We start from the raw sequence: 16,914 nt of genomic DNA, 5'->3' as shown, positions 1-16,914 counted from the left end.
GCTCATCGTATGTCGTGATTGATTCTTGGTATCCATCCGCGCCCGAGGACCGACCAGCAGGCCTACGGCTCCTGCTGCATCTTGGCGACGGTCTCCTTGGCCTTCTCGAGCTCCGACCAGAAATGCGACCGCATGGCGGCCGCGTCGAAATCGAGGAACGTACCACCGGTCTCGAAATGCATCATGAAGACCTTGCCAAGCGCGTACGTGGCCGCACCCGCGACGACCGACGTCGAGATGATCCCGAGAGCCGTGCCGACTCCGGGGACGAGCTTGACGAATCCGTATCCGAGTGTGGCCCCCACGCCCACGCTCCCGGTGCTGGAGATGAGGGTGCCAACGAGCGTCTTTGCGATGTCACGGGTGAAGCTCACTTCATAAAGATCGGCGAGCTCCTTGAGCATCTTGAGCTGAACACCCTTGATTGCGACGACGTCGACGACGGGCACGGGAAGGACGCCCCCCACGAGCGACCAGAGGACGTTCCGCCGGATGATCGCCTCCGCACGGCCGGCGTGCGGACGCACGTCGTTCGATTCGATCTCCGACGTCATATCCCCTCGAAAGCCTGCCCGACCACGCGCAGCAGAGCCGCCTCGGCGGAATGCAAAAAGAAGTGATCGCCCTCCAGGATGCGGAGCGCAAACGGACCTTTCGTTTGCTCGCGCCATCCTTCGAGCTCTGCCGGCTGCACCGTATCGTCCTTCGTGCCCCCGAGCGCGGTCAGCGGAACATCGAGCGGCTCTGCCGGCACGTGGCGGTAGGACAGGAGGACCTCGAAATCCGCCCGGAAAACGGGCAGGAGCAGCTTCATGAGCCCCGGCTCGGCCAGGATGCTCGCGGGCGTTCCGCCATACCCTCGAATGCAGGAGAGGATGTGCGCGTCGGTCAGCTCCCCGGTGGGTGGACGGGAGTCCGAGAACTGCGCCGCGCGGCGGCCGGAAATGAAGAGGTGCATCGGCGCCCGAAAGCCACGCGCGCGTAGCCAGTGGCAAAGCGCAAACGCGACGAGCCCGCCCATGCTGTGCCCGAACATCGCGAACGGGATAGGGCTCGGGGCGAGCGCCTGCCCGAGCGCCTCCACCAGGGGGCTCATGCTCGTCATGGGCGCCTCTCGGATTCGCGGCCCTCGACCTGGGAGCTGCGCGGCGACGAGCTCCACGTCGGGCGGCAGGTGAGCGGACCAGGTCCTGAAGACCATCGCGTTCGCCCCCGCGTAGGGGAAACAAAAGAGCCGCGCCCGCGGCAATGCCACGGGCCTGGGCCTCCAGAACCACGCGCCCGGAATCGGCTCCATGAAACCTTCGATTCAGGCCTGCGGCTTGGCCGCAGCCGCGGCCGCGTCCATTTGCTTGCGCAGGCTGAGCGGCCGCATGTCGGTCCAAACCTCCTCGATATACTGGAGGCACTCCGCGCGCGTCCCACGCTTCCCTGCCAGGCGCCAGCCCGCAGGCATCTCCCGGCCGGCAGGCCAGATGGAGTATTGCTCCTCGTGGTTCACGACCACCTCGAAGGTGGCATCTGCGTCGTCGAAGACACTCATCGTGGGTCCTATTGCTACCCCGGTATCGAAAGATCACCTTGGATGTCGCCCAACAGGCGATACCGCTGATGGCGAACGTTTGTTTTGGCGCACGCTCGGGGGTGGCGCTCTATCTAGGTTCTCTTGGGGTAGACGTTACGCCCACGACGTAGCAAGCGAGATGCCAGCCCATGAGATGTCTTGCTTGCGTCGGAGATCAGCCCGGACGCGTCGGTGTCATGACAGCATGGGGTGACAGGGTCCGACCGCTGTATCAGGACCTGTAACAGGGACCTGTTACAGGTCCTGTTACAGGTACAGGTCCCTGTTACAGGTCCCTGTTACAGGTACAGGTCGCTCCCGTCGGCGGCCCTCCGCTGGTGGCCGCCTGCTTTCGTGCGTGCATGCTCACCGGCGGGAGGGTGTTCTCGGTCGGACAGATGGCCCGAGCGTTGCAAGGCGCGCCGCTCGGAGCAGCCACTCGTGACGTCCCAGAACAAACCTTCCTTTGACAAGAATCGGGCTCGCGCCACGGTCACCTTCGACCGGCGCTTTTTTTTGAGCATGGGCGCCATGATCGGCGCTGGCCTCTTGCTGCCCGATACCATCGGTTGCAGCTCCGACGACAAGCCGCCCACGCCGCCGACGCCGGCTCCGAGCCGAGAGCTCTCGAACCCTGCCAAGGTCCGATCCAAGGACGGCCTGCTCGACATCGAGATCACGATCACCGAGGTCGAGGTGACGATCGGCCAGTATACGTTCATGACCCGCGCGTACACCGGCCTCAAGGTGAATGCGGGAAACGCGAATTTCGAGGGAACGTATACGGGCACGATCCCGGGCCCGAGCATCGAGCTTGCCCCGGGGGATCGGCTCAAGCTCAAGCTCATCAACGGCCTTCCGGACGACGGCAGCGCCGTGGACCCCGGCGATTGCGGCATGGGGACCACCGGCGGGCATGGCGGGCATGGCCCGGGCATGCAGAACAACACGACCAATTTCCACACGCACGGTCTGCACGTCGACCCCGGCCCCCCCGGCGATGACGTCTTCCTGGAGATTGGCCCTGGCGAAAGCTACGATTTCGTCATCGACATCCCCAAAGGCTCCGTCATGCCGGATGGGACGATGGCCGATCATCCGGCCGGGACCTACTGGTATCACCCGCACTTCCACGGAGCGACGGCCATCCAGGTGGCCGGTGGCATGGCCGGGGCGATCATCATTCGCGACGAATGGCAAGACGACCTCGACAAGATGTTTTCACCCGAGCCCGAGGCGGGGCAGGGCAAGGAGCAGCTCCTGGTCGTCGGCGAGCTCATGCTCCAGACCAAGGATGCATGCACGGGGAAGACCCGCCTCGCGACGTACAAAGAAATGGGCGCGGCCGGCCCCTTGCCTGCCGGCGTCGTGGATTTCTTCCACGTCAATGGCCAGATCAACCCGATCCTTCGCATGCGCCCGAGCGAGGTGCAGCGCCTCCGGGTCCTTCACACGGGCTTCCGTGCACCGCTCGACATCGCCTTCCTCCGCGTGCCGGACGATCAGCTCGACGCCGCGACGTCGCTCCCGAAGCCCGGTTATGATCCTTTCGGCTATTCTTGCGCGAGCAACGGGGGGCCACCCGTGCTCGACCGGGACGGGGTGCGGGCGAAGTCGGTCCCGTACTACCAGGTCGCGACGGACGGGATCACCTACGCGGCTCCCCTGAAGATGCCAATGGCCGACGCCGTTTCGGACGTCGAGTTCGTCGTCCCGCCGGGAGGCCGCGTCGACCTGCTCACTCAGTTCGAAGCGGGCACCTACCAGATGGTGGCGCTCGGCTACCTCGACTTCGTCTGCTGGGCGCCGCAGGTCCTCGCCACCGTGATCGTCTCGGGGGAGCCGGACAAGAGCCTCGAAATCCCGCAGGCGCTCACGCCGCCTGCGCTTTACCCGTCCTTCGACGACATGGCGAAGCCTGGCAATCAGGTCGACAACAACCGCCAGCTCGAGTTCACTGTATCCGTCGATGATCAGGGGACAAACCACTTCACCATCGACGGCAGGACGTTCTGCGAGACCCGCATCGATCAGTGCATGGCATTGGGTGCCGTGGAGGAATGGACGATCGTCAACAAGTGGGACATGGTGGGACGAGAGTCCATCCATCCCTTCCACATCCACGTCAATTCGTTCCTCCTGACGTCCATCAACGGGAAGAAGCCGGCGCAGCCCATCTGGCGCGATACGGTTCTCATCCCCACGAGCGGCATGGAGGGAGTCGACGGTTCCCTCGTGTTCCTGTCACGCTTCCTGCATTACGAAGGCAAGTACGTGCTGCACTGCCACATCCTCGAGCACGAGGATGAAGGCATGATGCAGCTCCTCGAGGTGAAGAAGGACGCGCTCTGCGAGCCGTCGATGCCCGACACGTGCCCGATGCCGTGAATCGGTCGCGATCACCCGCGATACGTGTCGACGCTGATCGAGAACCTCTGTATCCAGCGGTGGATCTGGACGCGCGACTTGCCCATGTCGCGCGCCACCCCGCTCACGTTGCCCCTGTGCTTCTCGAGGAGCGCCACGATACGCCCGCGCAGCGCCTCCGGCGCCGTGTCCCTCTCCTCCTCGGGCTCCGGCGGCACGACGCTCTCCTCTTCGGGTTCGGGCGGCGCGACGGTCCCGAGGCCCCGCTCGATCAGGTGCCCGCGCTCGATGAGCGGCCCGTCCGCGAGCGCAGCCGCGACCCCGAGGACCTGCGAGAGCTCCCGGATGTTGAGCGACCACGGCTGCGACAAGAGCCACTTGCCCGCCTGGATGGTCAAACCAAGCTCGCTCGCGCCCGGCACCTTCGAGCGCTGCAAGAGATCGCTGACGAGGAGCCCCATGTCCTCGAGCCGCTCCCGCAGCGGCGTGAGCATGTGCCGATGCCCGGAGAGCCGCGCGAGCAAGTCGACCCGAAGCTCGCCCCGGATGGCCATCTTGTCGAGCGGCTTGTGCGTCGCCGCGACGACGCGCAGATCCACCTTGATGGGGGTCGTGCCGCCGACGGGCACGACCTCGTTCTCTTCGAGCACGCGCAGGAGCGCGGCCTGCGCGGGGAGCGGGAGATCGCCCACCTCGTCGAGGAAGAGCGTGCCGCCGGTCGCCCTGCGCACGTACCCCGGTTCGTCGCGGATGGCCCCCGTGAACGCGCCCTTGACATGGCCGAAGAGCTGGCTCTCGAGCAGCGTCGCCGTGAGCGCCCCGCAATTCACCGCGACGAGCGGCCCTGTCCGCCCCGAGTGGGCGTGGACGGCTCGCGCGAGCACCTCCTTGCCCGTGCCCGACTCGCCGAGGAGGAGCACCGGGATGTGCGCTCGCGCGACACGCGTCAGCGCGTAGAGGTTGTCTGCGAGCGGCGGGAGGAGGGTGGAGAGGTCCCCGACCGCCGGGCGCGAGAAATCGAGATCCGCACTGGCGTCAGGCGACGAGGGCAAACCCGCGCGGTAACGCAGGATGACGTGGCCGAGCTCGATGAAGTCACCGTCCCGCAGCGCTGTCCTCGTGACGGGCTGGTCATTCACATGAGAGCCGTTCCGCGAGCCCATGTCCTCGAACGCCCACCCATCGCCGCTCCGGACGAGGCGCGCGTGGGCCTTCGAGATGGCCCCGTCGGGCAAGCGAAGATCGAGCCGCCGAACGCCCCCCTCGCGGTCACGCGAGGCGACGCGCTTGGGGCCCCGGCCGATGTCGACGACGTCGATCTCCGAGAGGCAATACCGCGCGCCGCCGAGCGACGGCTGGTCGCAATGGAGCACGACGAAGAGGAAAGGACGCGCGAGGGTCTGCTCCCTCGGCCCCTCGCGCACGGCCTTCTGGGTCGTACCGAGCGAGATCGGCTTCTGCATGATGCGCTGACCACCGTATCACAAGGCGACGAGCGGCCTGGCTCTCACTCGGCGGCGCGCGCCTCCGCGACGCGGCGCACGCACGCTCGCTGGTCCCTCTGCGCCTCGGCTTCGGTAATCTGGAGCAGTTCTCTTCGAATCTCTACAGGAATACAATACGAGGTCGCCCGCCAGAGTCGGGCGTCGTCGGGGCCGGTGAAGGGCTCCACGGCGCGCCATACCCGGGCGACTTTCTCCTCGGAGACTTGCGTGATGTACTTGCCGTCGGGGCTCCATTCGGTAAACGCGGCGACGAATGAAGAGCCGCTGAGCACGAACGGCTGCCCGGATCCGTCCGCGCGAAACACGCGTACCGTCGTGTCCGCGGATGCGGTGGCGATGCGTGTGCCGTCGGGGCTGAGGCTCGCCCAGGAGACCCGATCGCCGTGACCTTGGAGGACCACGGGCTGCCCGGAGCCATCGGCGCGCCATACGCGCGTGGTCCTGTCGAGGGACGTCGTGACGATCCGCGCGCCGTCGGACGACCACGTCGCGAAGGTGAGGAGAGCTTCGTGCCCCCGCAGCACGAGCGAAGCCCGAGGGTCGCGCACGTCCCAGATGCGCGCGGTGCCGTCCGCGAACGGGGCGAGCACGCGCGAGCCGTCCGGGCTCCATCGCGCGCCGGTGAAGTAGGGCGGCGCGGGCCTCGGGGGCTCCCGGGCGAGCAGGACGGGCTCGCCCCCCTCGCCCGGGTTCCACAGGTAAATGCCCCCGGTCTCGTGCGACACGAGCACCCGCGCGCCCGCGGGCTCGAACCACACTTGCACCACGCCCTCGGATTCGACCGGAATTCTCGTCTCCGCCTGGAGCGCGTAGCCGTCGCCCGACCACACGCGCAGGCCTCCGTCCTTGGAGGCGGTGACGATCCGGTCGCCCGAGGCGCTCCAATCGACGCTCCAGACGAGCGACCGATGGCCGCCGAGGACGACGGGCGAAGAGGGGTCGTCGAGGCGCCACACCCGCGCGGTTCCGTCCCGCGAACCCGTGACGAGCCGCGCGCCGTCGGGGCTCCACCTCATGCTTTCGATTCCCTCGGCGCTGCGCAAGACGACCGGGCTCCCCTCCCCCTCCGCGCGCCGCACCCGCGCGGTCCCGTCCCCCGACATCGTGACGAGCCGCGCACCATCGGGGCTGAAGGAGGCGCCGTTGACGATCTCCGTGTGGCCCTCGAGCAGCCTCGGCGCGACGACCTCGTCGAGATCCCAGGACCGAAGCGTCCTGTCGAGCGACGCCGTGAGGACGTGGCGGCCATCGGGGCTGAAATCCGCCGTGTAGACCCAGTGCTTGTGGCCGCGCAAGACGATCGGTTGGCCCGCGCCGTCGGCATTCCAGATGCGCGCGGTCTTGTCCTTCGACGCCGAAGCAATGCGCTTGCCGTCTCGGCTCCACGCGACGCTCATGACCTTGTCCTCGTGGCCGCGCAGCGTGAGGCGCTCGGCGCCCTCGAAGGCATCCCATACGCGCACCGTGGCATCCTTGCTCGCGGTGGCGATGCGTGCGCCGTCCGGGCTCCAGGTTGCCGTGACAACCTCGTTCGTATGCCCGCGCAGGAGCAGCGGCGCGCCCGTGCCGTCCGCGCTCCATACGCGCGAGAGCCCATCCTCCGAGGTCGTCACGATGCGCTTGCCATCCGGGCTCCACGCGGCGCTCGTGACCTCCGCCTCGTGCTCGAGCAGGGCGATCTGCTTCCCGTCCGCCGCGCGAAACACCCTCGCGGTCCCATCCTCCGAAGCCGTGACGACGTTCTGCCCATCCGGGCTCATCTGCGCCGAAAAAAGCGCGCCCTCGTGGCCCCGCAGCACGAGCGGCTCCCCGGAGCCATCCGCGTTCCAGAGCCGCGCGGTCTTGTCCCCGGACGCCGTGACGATGCGCGCGCCATCCGGGCTCCACGCGGCGAGCCAGACGTGCGCGTCGTGGCCACGCAGCGTGGCGAGCTTCCGGAAATCGCCGGCCGCCAGGATGCTCGCCGTCCGGTCCTGGGACGCCGTGACGAAACGCGCGCCATCCGGGCTGATGTACGCCGCGTAGATCGGCAGGCCCCCGTGGATCTCCGAGACCTCGTCCCGCGCGACGCCGGAGGAGAGCGCGCCGCTCACGATTTCGGCCCACTCCTTCGGGATATCCGCGGCCTCGACCTCCCGCGCGAGCGCGAGGACCAGTGTGGGATCGTCCATCCGTTTGCGTGCGGCGAGCATTCGCGTGGCATTGCGGCCCCGCAGCGCCTCCCGCGCGAGCTCGGCATTCTGCTCCTTGACACGCGCGGCCTCGGCGTCCGCGCGCCGGGCCTGGGCCTGGGCGCGCATGGCCAGGAAAAACACGAGGACCGACACGGTGCCGAGAACCACGAACGCCCCGGCGATCGAGCGCTGTCGCCTCCGCCGCGCGCGCTCCTGGAGCTCGATCACGGCGCGGAGGTACCGCTCCTCCGCGCGGCCGAGCGGCAAACCTCGCGGCGCCTCGGGGTTCGCGCGCCGTCGTTCGTAAAACGTCCGCGCCTCCTCGGCGGCGCGGTCCCGCCAGAGCAAGCCGGACGCCTCTCCACCCGCCTGCCATTGCGATGCGGCGGCGCGCAGCCGGGCCATGAACTGGGCCTCCGCCGTGCCCTCGTCGAGCCACCGCGCGAGCCTCGGCCAGCGCTCGATGAGCGACTCGTGGACGAGCTCCACCGTCACCGCGCCCGGAAGACCGCCGACTTCGAGGAGCAAAAGCCTCGCGCCGCAGAGATGCTGGACGAGCGCCTCCATGACGGAGGGCTCTTCGGTGAGGGAGGCGAGCTCGGACAAACTCACGATCGCGCGCGTCCGCTCGGGCGTGACGAGGCGCAGGAAGACGGCCTGACAGAGGCGCTGGCTCGGCAGCGAGAGCCCCGCGAACACGGCATCCGCGTGGGTCGAGAGCGAGCCGACCACCCCGCCGAGCCGCTCGTAGCTCGCTCGCGTCAAGGTTTTCGCGTCCCGATCCCGCGCCTCCCATAACTCCGCGGCCGAGAATTGCAGGAGCGGCAGCGGGGTCTTGGCGCGCGACAGCTCGTCGAGGATGTCGGTGATCATCGCTTCGTCCTCGAAGCGATGCGCGGCGGCCTCCACGGGGCGCACCAGGGCCTCCCGCAGGCCCTCGCGCCCCATGGGCGGCAGGAGGAAGAGGCCCTGGGTCACCTCGGCCAGGAAATGGGGGTCCTCCGCGACGCGGTCGAGGAAATCGGAGCGCATGGCCACGATGACCCGCAGCGGCGACGAGGCGTCGTCGGCCACGCCGAGGAGGCATTGAAGGAATGCGGCGCGCTCGGCCGGATCGGGAACGAGCGTATAGAGCTCCTCGAATTGATCGACGAAGACGAGCGAGCGGCTCCCGGGCCCGCGCGCGCGGCAATGCGCGCGAAGGTGGGCGCCGAGCAGACCCGGCTCGGCGCGGAGATCGCCGAGGGCCGCGGGGCCGTCCATTCCGCCTTCGGCGAGCAGCACCTCGCCGAGCGCGTCGCCGAGCGCCGACACGGGGGCGCGGCCGGGGCGCAGGACGAGCACATCCCAGTCCTCGCCGGAGTGCTTCAAGGCCGGGATCACGCCGGCGCGCAGAAACGACGATTTGCCCGCGCCGGAGGGGCCCGCCACCGCGACGAGCCGCTGACGACGGAGCCGACCCACGAGCGCCCCGACGTTCCGCTCGCGGCCGAAGAAGCGGCCCGCGTCCGCCTCTTGAAATGCCGAGAGCCCCGCGAATGGCAGCTCGCCCTCGACGAGCGCGAGAGCCTTTCCGCCTTCGCGCAAGGGCGCGAGCGCGGCGAGCAGCTCGTCCGCCGACGCGAATCGTTCCTCCGGGGGCTTGCGCAGGCAGCGCTCCACGACGTCGGAAAGCGCGGACAGCTCGGGCAGGACGTCCCGGAGCCTGGGCATGGGCGCGGAAACGTCGGCGACGCTCTCGAGCCGCTCCATCGTGATCGGCGCGAGCGGATGCGCGCCTGCGACGAGCTCGTACAAGAGCACGCCGACCGCCCAGAGATCGGCCCGCGCATCGACCTTCTCGCCGAGCCATTGCTCGGGCGCCATGTACGCGAGCGTGCCGCCGTCGCTCGAGTACAGGCCATCGCCTGGCCTCGCCAGCCCGAAATCCAGCACTTTGACCCCCCCAGCATCGAGGATCATGATGTTCTCGGGCTTGAGGTCGCGATGCACGACGTCGCGCTCGTGCGCGGCGACGAGCGCGCGGACGACCGAGATCACGATGTCGAGCGCGAGGCCCCGCGGGAGTGCTCCTCGGGCGCCCGAGGACAGGACATCGCGCAACGTGCGGCCCTCGAGGTATTCGAGGACCATGTACGGATGCCCGTCGATCTCGTCGACGTCGTGGATCACCACGATGTTCTCGTGCCTGCAACGCGCCGTCGCGCGCGCCTCGGCGAGCAGGCGCGAGGTCGCCTGTCCGCTGTCCTGGAGGAGCTTGATGGCGACGAGGCGCCCGAGCTTGATGTCCCGCGCGAGCAGCACGATCCCCATGCCGCCTTCGCCGAGCTTGCGGATGATCTCGTAGTGCTTGAGGAAGCCTTCGAGCGGAAGGGAGGCGTCGCGGGACACGACGCGCTCACCGGACGCGGAAGATGGCGAAACAAGGTGCGCCGGGCGCCCTGTCCTCTCGCGAGAAGCGAAATCCGCGGTGACGCTCGCTCCCGATAGCGGGCGCGCGCCACGCCCGACCTGATCAGGAGACTTCATACGGCATCGCCTCGACGAACATGACCACGGATCGCAGCGGTCGAGATAGCTGGAACGGGGTCACGCGCAAGGCGCTCTTCGCACGCGTCTTCTATCCTCCAGGCCGAAATTTCGGCTCTCAGCGTCGGCTATCCATCCTCTGCTGCGCGCGGGGGCGCTCAGCTTCCCGGGGAAAATTGGATCGGATAGACCACGGACACAATCCCCGCTTCCGGTGCAGGAAAAACGAGTTTTTCGAACGCCCCGACGACACACGCGACGACCTTCTCATCCGGCATCGGCGGCGCGGATGCCTGGCCCGCGGGGTTCGGGGAAGTTTCCGGGGGCGCGCCGGCCTGCATGACGCGACCGTCGTTTCCGATCACGAAACGCACGCTCACGCGCCCTTCCAGGTTGGGATTCCGCTTCAACCCCTCCTCGTAGCAGGCCCGGAATGCGCCGAAATGGCTCCGAACGACGCGCTGGATCTCCTCCGGCGCGAGTCGACCGGATACCTGGGTGCCCGCGAGCCGGATGGCAGGAGGGAGCTGATCGATCGGCCCGGAGCCACGGGGCCGAAAGCTCACCAAGACCTCCGCTGCCTCACCGCCGGCGGAGGGATTTGCATTCTGCACGTGGACGATCGCCCCGAGCGCGCGCGCGGCTTCGCCGAAAAGCGCGTCGGTGTCCGCGGTCAACCACAGGCCTGCGGGACAGGGACGCGGAGCCTGCTCGCAGGCCCCGGCGAGCACGCTGCCGAGCTCGCGGGCCGCCGACGTCCCACGCGCGACCGAGCGTTTCGCGACTTCCTGGACCTCCTCTCGGCCTGCGCCGGAGGCGGGCGGCACGACCGCGAAGACCGTGAGATCGAACGCCGTCGGGCCGATGTGCAGCGCGGTTTGCCGGCGCGAGGCAACCCTGCTTTCGGGCGCCGGCGGCTTGCCGGGAGGCTGCGGAACGGGCGTCCGCAGCTTCAGCCACCCCGAGCCGGTCGACACCCATGCCACAGGGCAGCCTGCGAATGCGCCCGTCATGATGGCGCTGGCCGCTGCCATGAAGGGGACGTCGGGCTCGATCTCGAAGACGCATTCGCCTTTGGCAAACGGGTCGAGCCCGGGCTTGCGAAGCTCACGCAGCGCATCGAAGAGCGGATCGATCTTGTGGAGCCGATCGCGAATGGGCGCGGGGGCCCAAGGTACGGCTGCATCGTCGATGCGGATTTCCTTCAACGCGATGCGGATGCGCGGCCCCTCGACGTCGGGCGCAGCGGGGGGCGGCGCCGCAGCGGTCGCGGGTGAGGGAGACACCGCCTCCTGTCGCGCCTGCGGCGGCGTTTGCGCCGGTGCCTGCGTGCAACCGACGACCGACGCAGCACATGCGAGCGCAGCGATCCGCCGTGGAATCGAGCAGCGGAGGACGTTCGTGAGCCTTGTGATCTTCATCTGGAAGGCGCAGAGTTCCTCATCGGCCGCCTGGTGGCAAGGAGTGTAAAACACCTTCTCAGGGCGCGAGCGGACGCGCGAGGGCGTTGCGCCAGGTGGTTATCGCCGGGCGTGCGGCGCCGTTTTCGTCGAGGAAGCCGGTGTCACGCCAGACCGTGAGCAGATCACCGCCACCTGCCTTCTGCCACAGGATGTCGTAATCCTGCACCACGAAGTTCACGACGAAGGGCATCTTCAGGCTTTGCGCCTCGCTGACGAGGAGCTTCACGAACTCGTCTTGTTTCTCCGGGGAGCCATTGAAGGTGATGCCTGCCATCGCCAGGGTCGTGACTTGCGCAGGATATCCGCTCTCGGCAATGGCGATGGGCTTGCCCGGCGCGAGGGCCGCGAGGTCGGCGAAGACGGTCGGCGGGAGCGAGTCGGCGAGGTACTTGCTCATGTAAGGATAGAGCGAGATCGCCAGGATGTCGGTGTACGGCAGAATGTCGGCGAGGGCGGCCATCTGGTCGGCGTGGTTTGCGTCGGTCCAGCCCTCGAGCAGGTCGACGCCGGTGAGCGTCACGAAGACGGGCAGATCGGGGTGCGATTTCTTCAGGGCTTCGTAGGTGGACTTCTGGAGCTCGACGTACGCTGCCCAGCGCGCCGGGGAGTTTTTCTTCAGCAGGTTGACTTCGATGCCGGTGCCCATGAAATCGGGCTTGTAGTTGGCGATCGCGGTCTCGCAGAAGCTCAGGTAGGCGGCTTTCACCTCGGGCGCGTCGAATTCGTAGCCATCCCATGGCGGAGGCAGGGGCATGTGCTCCTTGGTGCCCCAATAATCTGCCATCTTGGAACGGGAGTCATCGAGCGGGGTGAGTCCCAGATAGATCTTGTGGTTTGGCGCGATGTGGTCTCTCTGGAAGGACCATGCATCCTTGACGGATTGGCCATAGTCGTCGAGGCCGAGGCCTTGCCCTGCTTCGACCCAGGGCACGCCCGAGAGCGTGTGGAACGCGTAGAGATCGCCCTCGTCGGCGAGTTTGTCGTAGACGTCGAGCACGGCGGCTTCGGTGATGTCGTAGGGGAACGGCGTGAATCCCATCGCGAACGGGCGGCTCTCGGAGCCGCCCGCACCGCCTGCGCCGCCGGTGCTCGTCGTGGAGCCACCCGCGCCGCCGGTGCCGCCCGCGCCGCCGGTGCCGCTGGGGGTGCCTGTGTTGCTCGAGGAGCAGGCGAGGACGAGCAGCGCTGTGAAGGTCGCGGGAAGGAAGTCGGCAAGGTATTTCATGGGAGACCCGGATTTTCAATGTAACCGCGAAAACGGTCCCCGCACAACCCCCTTCCCGTGCGCGGGCCTCGACTCGATCCGACCGGGAAGCCGCCGGGCGGGCCGCGAGATTCCCACCCCGCGTGCACGGATCCGGCTAGGATGGCGAAGCGGCTCCGCTTGGCGCGGGCCGCGGCGCTTAGGAGGTATGACGTGCGGATGCATTCGAATTCGCTTGGACTCGCGGCCCTGATGGCGATCGCAGGGCTCGTCGTGATGGCACCCGTCGCCGGGTGCGGCGGCGACGACGCGATCAACACCACGGGCCCGGGCGGCGCAGGTGGCGCGGGCGGCGCGGGCGGCGGGGGTGGCGAGACGTGCGGCAACGGGGTCGTCGACGCCAACGAGGCCTGCGACGACGGCAATAGCGTGAGCGGCGACGGCTGCGAGGCCGACTGCTCTTACACCTGCGACAACAAGAACCCCGACACCGGCGACGCGAAATGCGACGACGGCGACCCCTGCAACGGCGCCGAGACCTGCGGCGACGACCACGCCTGCGCGCCCGGGGTGAACGAGGTCGACGGAGACTCGTGCGGCGCGGGGAAGATCTGCATTTCGGGCGCCTGCCTCGACGACATCTGCGGCGACGGCTTCGTCAGCCAGGACGAGGAGTGCGACGACGCCAACATGGCGAACGGCGACGGCTGCGATTCCTGCAAGTTCAGTTGCGCCTCGGACGACCCTGCCCGCGACTGCTCGGGGCTCGACCCGTGCCTCGGCAACACCTGCGACGACGCCACACATACCTGCGGCAATCCCGTCGGCAACGGCGACGTCTGCGCGCTCGCCTCCGTCTGCGTGAATGGCGCCTGCTCGCCCATCGTGTGCGGCGACGGCGTCGTCCATCCCGGCGAAGAATGCGACGACGGCAACACCATGGGCGGCGACGGCTGCGAAGCCGATTGCATGCTGCCCTCGTCGGGGTCGGTCTGCGGCAATGGCGTCCGCGACGCGGACGAGCAATGCGACGACAGCAACACGAAGAACCTCGACGGCTGCGATTCCGCGTGCAACTTCGAGCAGGTCCAGCGCGCGACCTGGCTCAAGATGCAGTTCGGCACCGAGCCTTTCTGCGCCGCGAACCGCCTCGGCAGCGCCATCTCCGCCGCTGCGCAGGGCCAACTCCAGACCTCGCTCGACACCGGCGTCCAGAATGGCACGATCAACATCCTGCTGAAGACGCTCGGCCTCAGCGACCTCAGCGGCACGTCCGACCCGTCGATCGAGCTCGGCGTCATCACGGGCAATCCCGTCGTCCCGATGGGCGCCATGTACGACGGCACGGCCGATCTCGATTGGTGGTACACGATCGCCGCGGTCTCCGTCGACGCGAACCGCAACCCGCTCGACAAGCTGACGGGCTTCATCTCCGCCAAGACGCTCACCGCGGGCCCGGGCAAACTCTCGATCGGGATCAACTTCGCGGGCACGCCTGCGTCGCTCAAGCTGAGCAGCGCGCGGCTCACGATGTCCGTCGGCGACGCGAGCACGCCCCTCGTGTCGGGCGGCACGACGCCGGGCCACCTCGCCTCGGAGCACCTCGACCCGGCGCTCCAGACGTTCGCGAGCACGGGGCAACCGGACGACAGCGGCGCCGGCCGGCTCTGCGGCAACGTCAGCGCGGCCTCGCTCGACCAGGTCCCGGTCCCCGCCGACCTCGCCGCGGGCGGCACCATTGCGTGCGATCAGGGATACACGACGCAGAACTCCCTTCTCGACGTCATGGTCAGCGGATGCACCGTCTTCGGCTTCGTCAACGTCATCAGCGCGATCCAGCCCGACGAGGCTGATCCGAACGCGCCGGTCGCGGGCGCGGGCGGCCCCTATTCGCTCACGACGAACGCCATGACGAAGGCGGTCAACGCCTGCCGCGACAAGAACAACCAGACCGTCGACCTCAATACCTGCCTCAACGCCGCGGCCTACTCGTCCTTCTTCAAGTTCGCGACCGGCCGCGTGATCGCGAAATAGGAAGTCAAACGGGCACGGCGGGCCCGATCCACGCGAGCTCCGCGAGGGTCTGCCCGCCGCCGCCCGAGCTCCCCTGCCGGGACTCGTAATAGTACTCGAAATAGCCGTCGCGCATCGCCGCGAGCACGCCGATGGTCACGTGCTCCGGACGCCACGCCTCCGCGAACATGACCACCTTCCCGACATACGCCTCGAGCCGCTCCTTCGTGATCTCTTTCCCTCGAAGCGTCGGCATCGCGCGATAATGGGTGGCCGGGAGCGCGTTGAGCTCGAACGAGAGCAGCTGCGCCTTGTCGATCAGCCCCTGCCGCTGCTCGTGGAGCGTCTCGGCCCAAGGGTCGGCGCCCTTCGGCCGCGGATCTCCCGCCTCCACGGTGACGAAGGGCGCGCCCGCCACCTCCCGCGTCGGCCGGATCCGATTGCGGAGCGGCGATCCTTGCGGCACCGCGGCGTCATCGTCGTACACGGGCGCGAGCGGCGTGCCCACCGCCCACGCCCAGGGCCACGCGAAACGATTGTCGACCACGAAGGAGGCGGCCGGCGCCACCGCGGCGCGATGATCGGGAGGACAAACCATTTCGCCGCCTTCGTTCGCGACCACCCACGCCCACCCTTGCTCGGTCGGCAACGCGAGCACGAGCGCCGTGCCCCAATACGGGCCGAGCTGCGTCGGCGGCCCCGCGTAGCCGGGGGGCGCGAGCATCGAATGGCGGGAGCGCAACGCGCCCGTCTTCGCGTCCCAGAAGGCGACCTCGCCCCGCCCGACGCCGACCAGCGTATCCCCCGCGCCCCACGCGAGCCCGGGCCCGCCCTCCACGCCCTCGATCGTCACGAGCCGCTTCGCGTCCGCACCGAGCGACCACACTTCAATGGTGCCTTGGTCGGTCAGGCACGCCCCGCGCACCCCGTCGGGCGAAAATGCGAACGCGCACGCGTCCGGGAACATCCAATGCCCCTTTGCGGGGCGCAGCTCGAGGCTCGCCCGCACCTCGCGCCCCTCGAAGACGTGCACGCCCGGGTCGGCGCCGAACGTGTTGTCGGCGTGCACAAGCATGGCGAGGCGCGCGCCGTCCGGCGAGAAGACCACCGCGCCCGCGCCGACGATCATGGGCAGATCGAGGGTCGGGAGGCCGCTCCGGCCGTCGTAGAAGACGAGCCCCGCGGGGTTGTGTGCGATGCGCGCGCCGTCGGGTGACCAGGCGACAGGCGGCTCCACCTGCGTCCGATAACGCAGAGCGCCCGTCTTGGCGTCGATGGCGTAGGCCTGATCATGGTTGTTGTGGCCGTAGACATGAGCGCCGTCCGGAGACCAGCGCACCCATTTGAAGGGCTGGAGATCGGCATGCTCCCCGTCGTCCTCGTCCTTGGGCTGCGCCGCGAGCCAGCGCACCTCGTCGCTATCGTCGTAAAAGACGCCGCCGTCAGCGAACGGCACCACACAGCCAGGCGCCTCGTCCGGGCCCCAGGCCGCGATGAACAGATGCGCCTCATCGGGCGCGAAGCACCACGCCGGCGGTGAATCCCACCCGTCGGTCACCACCCCCTCGAATTGAAATGGTTCACCTTCGAAGGAATCGAAGACGCCGACGACGTTGGTATTGAACGCGACTCCGAGCCACCGCCCCGACGCGCTCCATTGCATGCACGCGATATGCTCCGTCCACCCCACGCCCCCCTCGATCCTCTCGAAGGCGCGGACCACGCGGCCCGTCGCGATCTCCCAGATCAGCAGCACGCCGCCCGCGCGATAGTCGTCGTGGGGTGACTCGCTCCCGGTGGCGAGGTAACGACCGCAGGGGCTCATCGCGAAGGCGGTGATCGCGGCGCCGTGCGGCGCCGCGAGGAGGAAGCGCGCGCCGCGGAGGACGCGCTCCGAGGCGAGCCGGTGGAGCGACGTCACCCCCTCCTCGCGCTCGAGGCGTTCGAGCCGCGCGCGCAGCGCGGGCAGGTCGCGCGCGGGGACGAACGCGCTCCAGTCGGCGCTGGTGAGCAGCTCGCCGAGCGCGCCGGCGGAGATCGTGGCGAGCGCTTCGAGATTGCAAAAGGTCTTGGTCATCGTGGTCCCTCGCTCGAA

The 16,914-nt window shown here is 68.5% G+C and carries 10 protein-coding genes; 2 read left to right on the top strand and 8 right to left on the bottom strand.

Features of this window, described 5'->3' with window-relative positions; translation table 11 throughout:
• Window positions 1–62: 62 nt before the first annotated feature.
• The 3 genes from QHF85_RS06080 to QHF85_RS06070 are packed head-to-tail and all read right to left on the bottom strand — an operon-like array spanning window position 63 to window position 1,543.
• A complete protein-coding gene (locus QHF85_RS06080; RefSeq protein ID WP_281326105.1) occupies window positions 63–554 on the bottom strand; it encodes a DUF697 domain-containing protein in 492 nt (163 codons plus the stop codon).
• Window positions 551–1,297 carry a thioesterase domain-containing protein gene (locus QHF85_RS06075; RefSeq protein ID WP_281326104.1) on the bottom strand — a complete coding sequence of 249 codons (747 nt, stop codon included), beginning with the start codon at window positions 1,295–1,297 and terminating at the stop codon, window positions 551–553. Before QHF85_RS06075 ends, QHF85_RS06080 begins: the two co-directional genes overlap by 4 nt.
• 12 nt (window positions 1,298–1,309) lie before the next feature.
• Window positions 1,310–1,543 carry an MbtH family NRPS accessory protein gene (locus QHF85_RS06070; RefSeq protein ID WP_281326103.1) on the bottom strand — a complete coding sequence of 78 codons (234 nt, stop codon included), beginning with the start codon at window positions 1,541–1,543 and terminating at the stop codon, window positions 1,310–1,312.
• A gap of 552 nt (window positions 1,544–2,095) precedes the next feature.
• On the opposite strand from QHF85_RS06070, the gene QHF85_RS06065 reads away from it, so the two are divergent.
• Window positions 2,096–3,952, top strand: a complete 1,857-nt coding sequence (locus QHF85_RS06065; RefSeq protein WP_281326102.1) for a multicopper oxidase domain-containing protein — start codon at window positions 2,096–2,098, stop codon at window positions 3,950–3,952.
• Between the two features lie 11 nt (window positions 3,953–3,963).
• Here QHF85_RS06065 and QHF85_RS06060 read toward each other — a convergent pair whose 3' ends face one another.
• The 4 genes from QHF85_RS06060 to QHF85_RS06045 all read right to left on the bottom strand — a co-directional run bounded on the left by QHF85_RS06060 (window position 3,964) and on the right by QHF85_RS06045 (window position 12,827).
• Entirely contained in the window at window positions 3,964–5,394 is a 1,431-nt protein-coding gene (locus QHF85_RS06060; RefSeq protein WP_281326101.1) for a sigma 54-interacting transcriptional regulator, read from the bottom strand.
• A gap of 44 nt (window positions 5,395–5,438) precedes the next feature.
• Window positions 5,439–10,001: a protein kinase gene (locus QHF85_RS06055; RefSeq protein ID WP_281326100.1), complete on the bottom strand. Its 4,563-nt coding sequence runs from the start codon at window positions 9,999–10,001 to the stop codon at window positions 5,439–5,441.
• 296 nt (window positions 10,002–10,297) lie between these two features.
• Window positions 10,298–11,560 (bottom strand): AgmX/PglI C-terminal domain-containing protein, encoded by a 1,263-nt coding sequence (locus QHF85_RS06050; protein ID WP_281326099.1) that lies wholly within the window; start codon window positions 11,558–11,560, stop codon window positions 10,298–10,300.
• Between the two features lie 58 nt (window positions 11,561–11,618).
• Entirely contained in the window at window positions 11,619–12,827 is a 1,209-nt protein-coding gene (locus QHF85_RS06045) for a hypothetical protein (RefSeq protein WP_281326098.1), read from the bottom strand.
• A gap of 198 nt (window positions 12,828–13,025) precedes the next feature.
• Between QHF85_RS06045 and QHF85_RS06040 the strand changes: the two genes are divergently transcribed.
• Window positions 13,026–14,840, top strand: a complete 1,815-nt coding sequence (locus QHF85_RS06040; protein ID WP_281326132.1) for a DUF4215 domain-containing protein — start codon at window positions 13,026–13,028, stop codon at window positions 14,838–14,840.
• Between the two features lie 4 nt (window positions 14,841–14,844).
• Here the strand turns inward: QHF85_RS06040 and QHF85_RS06035 are convergent, their stop codons facing one another.
• A complete protein-coding gene (locus tag QHF85_RS06035) occupies window positions 14,845–16,896 on the bottom strand; it encodes a hypothetical protein (protein ID WP_281326097.1) in 2,052 nt (683 codons plus the stop codon).
• Window positions 16,897–16,914: the final 18 nt, after the last annotated feature.

The organism is Polyangium sp. 6x1 (genome assembly GCF_029946515.1).
GTDB lineage: Bacteria > Myxococcota_A > Polyangia > Polyangiales > Polyangiaceae > Polyangium.
Note: the sequence above shows the minus strand (reverse complement) of the source record. Positions and strands in the feature narration are given on the sequence as shown.